Origin of the sequence: Synechococcus lacustris str. Tous, from assembly GCF_003011125.1 — a bacterium.
Taxonomy (GTDB): domain Bacteria; phylum Cyanobacteriota; class Cyanobacteriia; order PCC-6307; family Cyanobiaceae; genus Synechococcus_D; species Synechococcus_D lacustris.
Genome location: NZ_PXVC01000002.1, coordinates 62,400 through 68,974, shown reverse-complemented (window position 1 = coordinate 68,974; position 6,575 = coordinate 62,400). Strand labels below are relative to the sequence as shown.

Here is a 6,575-nt window from a genome sequence, read left to right as displayed (position 1 = left end):
TTCCAATCCCGCCCCCTCTGATCGCYTCTGGTTGCGTTCTGAGTTGATGGGCACCCAGGTGATCACCCGCGACACCGGCCGCCGCCTAGGCGTGGTTGGTGAAGTRATGGTGGACATAGACCGCAGGGAAGTGGTAGCCCTCGGTTTGCGTGATAACCCCCTCACCCGTTTCCTACCTGGCTTACCCCGCTGGATGCTCCTCGAGCAAATCCGTCAGGTTGGTGATGTGATCCTGGTGGATTCGGTTGATTCCCTTTCGGAAAAGTTCAATCCAGAGCGCTATAGCAGGGTTATTAATTCCCAGGTGATTTCAGAGGCTGGTGAACAGCTTGGCCGGGTATTGGGCTTTAGTTTTGATGTGGAAACTGGTGAATTAACCACTTTGGTTATGGGGGCGGTGGGGGTGCCTTTGCTGGGCGAAGGTATTCTTAGTACTTGGGAATTAACGGTGGAGGAAATAGTTAGTTCAGGGCCAGATCGCATCATTGTTTATGAGGGTGCAGAGGAAAAATTAAAGCAATTAAGTAGTGGCTTATTGGAAAAACTTGGGATTGGTGGAGGTAATTTAGAGCGCGAGGAACGYGAGCGCTATCGCTTAAATATGGTGCCGGTTGAAAATCAATTACCCGCAGCCCAGGCAACAGAACAGGAGCAGCGTCGCCTGCAGGCAAACCAAGCAGAGCGCTTTGCTCCAGCCGCAAGCCAAGATCGGCTTAGATCAAATTATGACGTTGACTATTCAGCTGCCAATGCTGAATTAAATTCAAGCCCCGACTACGACTACGTTGAACTTGAACAACGCACAACAGCAAGGCAGCARCAGCGGCGCAGATATCTAGATGAAGACCAGGAGGAAAACAATTATCAGAAACAAYCCAGATACAGSGATTCCGGCTACGGAAATTCCAGATACGACAACTTTGARAGAAGCAGGGAACCCTTAGATGTTGAAGCCGAACCGTTGGATAACAGGGCTAACAAAGCCCCTAACCCAGTTGATGATGACCCCTGGGCCTGAGCGTCTTAATTATTCCGCTTCAAAATTTAAAGATGCGGAATTAACGCAGTAGCGCTCACCCGTTGGCGCAGGCCCATCGTTAAAAACATGGCCTAGATGGGCATCGCAGTTGGCGCAACKGATTTCAGTGCGCACCATTCCATGGCTTTCGTCTTGATGAATGCTGATCGCCGCTGGATYTACCCCCTGCCAAAAACTGGGCCAGCCGGTGCCGGAATCAAATTTTGCCTCGGATTTAAACARTTCTGAATTACAACAAACGCAACGGTATGTGCCTTTGCCTTTGTGGTTCCAATAAACACCCGTAAAAGCCCTTTCAGTTCCGCCCTCCCGGGCAACYTGATATTGCTCTTGGCTGAGCTTTGCGCGCCATTCTTCAGGACTCAGCTTCATTGATTAGGAATAACTCGCTTGAAAATATAACGTTTGAATTTAAGTGGGAGGTTGTTTTTTTGCGGCCAATAATTCGTCCACCATYGCCGCTAGCTGGGCTACGGCCCCGGATTTTCCCCTCAAGTTGCGCAGTTCCTCAGCCATAGACTGCAATTTGTGGGGGTTGGCGAGCCATTGCTCAGCTTCTTTGGCAATTCCCTCAGGGGTGATCGTGCCAACCCTTTCAGGCACCACCAAATGGCCGGCGCTGATGTTGGGCCAGGCCAAAAAGCCCCGATGGCGCATCCGCCAGGTGGTAAGTGCAACACCAAGAAGCCATCGCAACAGGGGCAGCCTTGCCAATAGGCCAAGCCAACCATCCCAGGCCTGCATCACATGAAGATGTTGGGTGGGCACTAGCACCAGCATTGGCACACTTAAGGCCCCCAGTTCTGCCGTATTTGCCCCAACTGTTGTGAGTGCTAGRGAGCATTGGCTWAGGAAATGGTGGGCYGGTTGGGTTTCAATAAGCAAAATTTCGCAGCCATTCCAGCTTTTCAACCAGCGTTCACCGTCCCTTTCCAGCAGTTGAGGCGTGCTATTGCCATAAAAATGCTGGAGTGGATTGCTGGGGCTGCCGTAGTTGATTATTTCTGCMACCGATGTGGTGGGAGCCACTGGCAACAAAAAACGCACCTGGGGCCGCATCTGTTGCAACAGTTCGGCGCAGCGCAGCATGAAAGGCACCCCCACCTGCAATTTGGCCCGCTTTGAGCCCGGCATTAGCGCAACCCATTCCCCTGCAGCTAGTTGGSTTTCAGAGCTGGCGTAGTTAGTGAGATCTGCCATCAGATCACCCACCACAGTGCAGCGCTGTTGCCAGCGGGGCGCCAATTGATTAGCGGCAGCTGCCCCCATCGCCGCAATGCGGTCGTTCCATTGGGGCCAACGGGCCACCCATTCGGCGTAGGTGATGTGGCGATAGCCAAGCCGCGCTGATARCAGCACCGTCCAAAATTGATCGCCGCCAAGGAACACCACCACCCCTTGGGTTGGCCATGGCCCATAGCGKTTTGGCTGTAARAGCAACCACCAAAATTCRCGGGCGGCGATTACCCGCTCAAACAGCCCCATGGCATTGGCCACCCGATGCTCAGTGCCTGTTGCATTTGGGCATGGCACCARCACCAGCCGTAGGTTTTCGGCGGCACCAGGCGCCAGGGGCCTAAGCGAACGGAGCCGATGCAAGGCCTGGGCCAGGGGCCTCACCCATGTGGTGAGCTCCCCGGGGCCATTGCAAACCAAAACGATTGTTCCGGTTGGTTCTGATGCGGATGGCGAGACTTGAACTCGCAAGACCGAAGTCACACGCCCCTCAAACGTGCGTGTCTACCAATTCCACCACATCCGCGTGGCCTGCAAAAAAGCAGAGRTCGACTTTACCAGCTGCTCCAGCGGGTTCTACGGTTTGATTCGTAACTAATCCCGATAGCCACTGATACAGTCGCTGGCTACAGAGGGCCCCCATGGCCATTGGCAAGCTTCTGATAGCAAATCGGGGTGAAATCGCCCTGAGAATCATTCGTACCTGTCGRGAGATGGGTATCAGCACCGTGGCGGTGTACAGCACGGTTGACCGCACTGCCCTGCATGTGCAGCTAGCAGATGAGGCCGTATGCGTTGGGGATCCCCCCAGCAGCCGCAGTTATTTAAATATTCCCAACATCATTGCCGCCGCCACCTCCCGCGGCGCTGATGCCATTCACCCCGGTTACGGCTTTTTGGCGGAAAACGACCGTTTTGCCGAAATCTGCAATGCCCATGGCCTCACCTTTGTGGGTCCATCACCGGAATCGATCCGTGAAATGGGGGATAAATCAACGGCAAARGCCACCATGCAAMGGGTTGGGGTACCCACCATCCCCGGCAGTGAGGGCCTGCTTGATACCCCGGAGGAGGCSGCCCAACTGGCTGAAACCATGGGCTACCCGGTGATGATTAAGGCCACGGCAGGCGGCGGTGGCAGGGGCATGCGCCTCGTGCGCCACGGGGATGAATTGGAGTCTTTATTTAAGGCAGCTCAAGGGGAGGCAGAGGCTGCCTTTGGTAACCCTGGCCTTTATATGGAGAAATTTATTGATCGTCCCCGCCATGTGGAGGTGCAAATCCTTGCCGATCGTTTTGGCCAGGTGGTGCACCTGGGCGAAAGGGATTGCTCGATTCAAAGGCGCCATCAAAAATTGCTCGAGGAAGCCCCAGGGCCTGGTTTAGATCCAATCATTAGAGCCCGKATGGGTGATGCAGCCGTGGCTGCTGCCCGCTCGATTGGTTATGAGGGTGCTGGCACGGTTGAGTTTTTGCTGGATGCCACAGGGCAGTTTTATTTCATGGAAATGAACACCCGCATCCAGGTGGAGCACCCCGTTACGGAGGTGGTTACGGGCATTGATTTAATCGCTGAACAGCTGCGCATTGCCGCTGGTGAGCCCCTGCGGCTGCGCCAGGAAGACATCCAACTGCGGGGCCATGCRATTGAATGCCGCATCAATGCTGAGGATCCCCGCCATAACTTCCGCCCTGCCCCWGGCACGATCACAGGCTGGTTACCCCCTGGCGGGCCAGGCGTTCGTTTCGATAGCCACGTGTATACGGGCTATGAAATTCCTCCTTTCTACGATTCCCTCATCGGCAAGCTGATTGTTTGGGGGGAAGACCGGCCCGCCGCCTTRAAACGGATGCGCCGTGCCCTCTCCGAATGCGCTGTGATTGGGGTGCCMACCACGATTGAATTYCACTTAGCCCTGCTGGATCGGCCGGAATTTCAAAGGGGTGAGGTGCACACCAAATTTGTTGAGATGGAGATGCTTAAGCCAGGTGCTGGGCTGAACGCAACAACTGGCTGATCAGGCCTTGCTGGCCCACCAATAGTTCACGCATCAAGCTCACTAGGCCCACCCAAATAACAGGCGTAACATCTACCCCGCCGATCGGCTGGATCAGCTTTCTAGTGGGGGCAAGCAATGGCTCCGTTGGGATYAAAACCAATGCCACCAAGGGATTTGAGCTATCTAATTGCGGATACCAGCTCAGCACAATCCGCACAAGAAATAAAAGGGTCCAGGCCGCAAGTAGGAGGCCGATCAAGCTATTGCTGGCATTAAGCAAAGGCAGGGGTAAAGCTGTCACAAACTTCTACGGCTTTCAGCGCCGATCCTAAAGAACCCACCGGGCGCCGTAGGATTCAGCAATCACCGAAGGTGCCATGACCCCTTCCCTTTCCAATTTCCTCACCAGCCTTGGCGCTGGTGCCCTGATCGTTGTGGTGCCAATCACAATCGCTTTGATTTTGATCAGCCAAACCGATCAGCTCGATCGCAAACTTTGAGTTGCTCTAGCACTGCCCCTTAAACTGACTAAACAAGGGCACCCCCTATGGTTAATGCCAGCCTGAATTGGGCCAGCATCGTTGGCATTGTGCTTGCGGTTGGTGGCACGATGCTTTATTTCTTGCGTAGTTTTAAACCTGGGCTCGCCCGCGACTACGACGTATTTTTTGCCGCAGTTRGCCTTCTGTGCGGTGGAATTTTATTTTTYCAAGGCTGGCGATTAGATCCAATTCTTCARTTTGGTCAGTTTTTGTTAGCTGCCACMACGGTATTTTTTGCCTACGAATCGGTGCGCTTGCGCAGTGTTACCACCGAACAGGCAAGGCGCTCAGCTTTTTTTGATGAAGATGAACCGCTCCCCTCTCGGCCCCGCATGGGTCGTGGTGAATGGGGTGCTGAAGATCGCTTCGACGACCCCCAGCCCCTAAGGCGCAAAATTCGCTCCCGCGCCGATGATTTTGAGGAACCGGAAGAAGAKTTAGATCGGGATTTCTATCGGCCGCGCCGGCCTGAACGCCCAGCAATTCCCGAACGGGCCCAAAGTCGTTTTGCAGCTAGCAGCGAAGCYYCCCCTGAATTCGGCGCCCGCCGCCGCGAACGGGATGGCCGCGAAACCAGATCAAGGCTGCAGAGCAGTGCAGCTGCCGATCTGCCTAGATCCAGCCGCCGCCCAGGCCCCGCTGCAACTAGGCCGGAAAGAGCMGCTGCRCCCATAAGCGAAGCTGATTTCAGCCCCCTTCCACCAAGGCCTAAACCCGTGGAACGGGCCACTGGTGCCACAAATTCGCAAAATCCRAGCAATAACTCCAGGTTTGATAGCTGAGGGCATACCTAAACCCGATGGTTTGGCTGTTGCCCYTGCTTTTTTTGTTAACTGCATGTGGCCAGCGTTTTGAYGCCCCAGGTATCGGTGATCAGCAGGAACCTGCCCTAAGYGGCAATGGCCGCCTTCTGGCAATGGTGGCTGAGCGCTCYGGCAGAAGGGTGGTGCGKTTAGTTGAGCGCAATAGCGGCCAAGAGCTGCCCTTAAARGGTTTGCAGTGGGGCATGCCCCACCGCTCGCCATCGCTTAGCTGGAACGGYAGATATTTGGCCTTGATTTTGCAGAGGGGAGAACGGGGCGAAATAGTGGTGTTGGATCGTGCTTTAGGGCTGTTGCGGCCTTTGCCCTTGCCGGGGGATCGTTTGCCCCAGGCCTTGAGTATGTCGCCGGATGGCAAGCGGCTCGCTGTGCAATTRCTGCACCGCGGCCAGCAGGATGTTGAGCTATTTCARCTGCCAGCCCATGAGGCGGATTTAGCCCCAGGCACCCCTTTGCCATGACSAGGGCTTTGGGTGGGTGCTTGGTGTTGCTGCTTTTRGCTGGCTGCCAAGGCCAAGGGCTGCAGCCTGAGATGGGTTTAAATCCCCGCMTTGCCCAACCCGGCGACGACAGTTCACCAAGTTTGGCCGCCACCGGCATGGCCTGGATTGCCCCTGCCYCYAATGGCCATCAACAGATTCGTTGGTTGGATTTTGCCTCTGGTTTAGGCKCCCCCCTGCCRGGGTTAAACCGGCCTGATGCTCAACCCATCAGTGTTGGGGTGGATCGCTTAGGCCAACGCTTTGCCTTGGTGCGCAGCTTGGAGGGGCGCACGGAGCTTTTAATTTAYGAACGCAACCTTGCCCTAYTGCGGCCGATCCCRTTGCTGCCGGCTGGGGTGCCCGCCRAGGTGGCCCTTAGCGGMGATGGACGGGTGCTTGCGGTGCAGGTGAGCCGGGAGGGGCGCTGGCAGGTGGAGGTTATCAATCTGCCTTAG

The 6,575-nt window shown here is 55.4% G+C and carries 9 protein-coding genes and 1 tRNA gene; 6 read left to right on the top strand and 4 right to left on the bottom strand.

The genetic code is table 11. From position 1 onward, the window contains the following. Positions 1 to 1,018: PRC-barrel domain-containing protein (locus C7K08_RS01185; RefSeq protein WP_241536951.1), on the top strand; the 1,018-nt coding region annotated here is incomplete at its 5' end. A 9-nt stretch (positions 1,019 to 1,027) separates the two neighbouring features. On the opposite strand, the gene msrB is transcribed toward C7K08_RS01185, so the two are convergent. The 3 genes from msrB to C7K08_RS01170 form a co-directional block, all read right to left on the bottom strand. Then, entirely contained in the window at positions 1,028 to 1,411 is a 384-nt protein-coding gene (gene msrB, locus C7K08_RS01180; RefSeq protein ID WP_106498811.1) for a peptide-methionine (R)-S-oxide reductase MsrB, read from the bottom strand. 39 nt (positions 1,412 to 1,450) lie between these two features. Continuing rightward, complete coding sequence (locus C7K08_RS01175; protein WP_106498810.1) at positions 1,451 to 2,758, bottom strand: glycosyltransferase family protein; 1,308 nt, start codon at positions 2,756 to 2,758, stop codon at positions 1,451 to 1,453. Next, positions 2,720 to 2,801 (bottom strand) — tRNA-Leu (locus C7K08_RS01170). The genes C7K08_RS01175 and C7K08_RS01170 overlap by 39 nt, the downstream gene beginning before the upstream one ends. Positions 2,802 to 2,916: 115 nt before the next feature. On the opposite strand from C7K08_RS01170, the gene accC reads away from it, so the two are divergent. After that, positions 2,917 to 4,293, top strand: a complete 1,377-nt coding sequence (accC, locus tag C7K08_RS01165; RefSeq protein ID WP_106498809.1) for an acetyl-CoA carboxylase biotin carboxylase subunit — start codon at positions 2,917 to 2,919, stop codon at positions 4,291 to 4,293. On the opposite strand, the gene C7K08_RS01160 is transcribed toward accC, so the two are convergent. Then, on the bottom strand, positions 4,256 to 4,576 hold the full coding sequence (locus tag C7K08_RS01160) for a YggT family protein (protein ID WP_241536950.1): 321 nt from the start codon (positions 4,574 to 4,576) through the stop codon (positions 4,256 to 4,258). The two genes, accC and C7K08_RS01160, sit on opposite strands and share 38 nt — an antisense overlap. Positions 4,577 to 4,652: 76 nt before the next feature. Between C7K08_RS01160 and psbX the strand changes: the two genes are divergently transcribed. The 4 genes from psbX to C7K08_RS01140 all read left to right on the top strand — a co-directional run bounded on the left by psbX (position 4,653) and on the right by C7K08_RS01140 (position 6,575). Beyond that, entirely contained in the window at positions 4,653 to 4,775 is a 123-nt protein-coding gene (gene psbX, locus C7K08_RS01155; protein ID WP_106498808.1) for a photosystem II reaction center X protein, read from the top strand. Positions 4,776 to 4,822: 47 nt separating this feature from the next. Next, positions 4,823 to 5,599: a Ycf66 family protein gene (locus tag C7K08_RS01150; protein ID WP_106498807.1), complete on the top strand. Its 777-nt coding sequence runs from the start codon at positions 4,823 to 4,825 to the stop codon at positions 5,597 to 5,599. 134 nt (positions 5,600 to 5,733) lie between these two features. Continuing rightward, entirely contained in the window at positions 5,734 to 6,099 is a 366-nt protein-coding gene (locus C7K08_RS01145) for a TolB-like translocation protein (RefSeq protein WP_133165134.1), read from the top strand. After that, positions 6,096 to 6,575, top strand: coding sequence for a hypothetical protein (locus tag C7K08_RS01140; RefSeq protein ID WP_106498805.1), 480 nt, complete (start codon positions 6,096 to 6,098; stop codon positions 6,573 to 6,575). The genes C7K08_RS01145 and C7K08_RS01140 overlap by 4 nt, the downstream gene beginning before the upstream one ends.

Coding starts and splice junctions, on each gene's coding strand:
- psbX (WP_106498808.1), top strand. CDS start 4,653: ATGACCCCTTCCCTTTCCAATTTCCTCACCAGCCTTGGCGCTGGTGCC.